This window comes from Thioclava sp. UBA3469 (assembly GCF_002378135.1).
Taxonomy (GTDB): Bacteria; Pseudomonadota; Alphaproteobacteria; order Rhodobacterales; family Rhodobacteraceae; genus Thioclava; species Thioclava sediminum.
In genome coordinates this window covers 12,849-13,224 of record NZ_DFRG01000077.1, presented here as the reverse complement: position 1 = coordinate 13,224, position 376 = coordinate 12,849, and the positions used below count along the sequence as shown (strand labels likewise).

Annotated in this window: 1 pseudogene; it reads right to left on the bottom strand. The window is 63.8% G+C overall.

Annotated features, from left to right (window positions below):
* Positions 1–106: 106 nt before the first annotated feature.
* Positions 107–376 (bottom strand): annotated as a pseudogene (locus B3D39_RS06820) (sugar ABC transporter ATP-binding protein); the annotation flags it as partial.

The following is a 376-nucleotide window of genomic DNA, read 5'->3' as shown; positions in this document are numbered from 1 at the left end:
GGGTCGGGCGCGGCCCGGGGCTGGACGCCCCGCGCCAAGGACGCAGCACCAAAACGAAAAACGCCCGGCCGATCCGACCGGGCGCTTCCTGTTCTTTCGCCTGCTCTCAAGCGGCTTCGTTCGCATCCTCGGGCTGCTTCGCGCCGGTCATGTAGGCCACCGCATCCGACATCGAATGGTTTTTCGGATCGATCACGCAAAGCCGCTTGCCCAGCCGGTGGACGTGGACCCGATCCGCCACCTCGAAGACGTGCGGCATGTTGTGCGAGATCAGGATGATCGGCAGACCTTTTGCCTTGAGATCAAGGATCAGGTTGAGCACCTGACGGCTCTCCTTCACGCCGAGCGCCGCCGTCGGCTCGTCCATGATGATCAC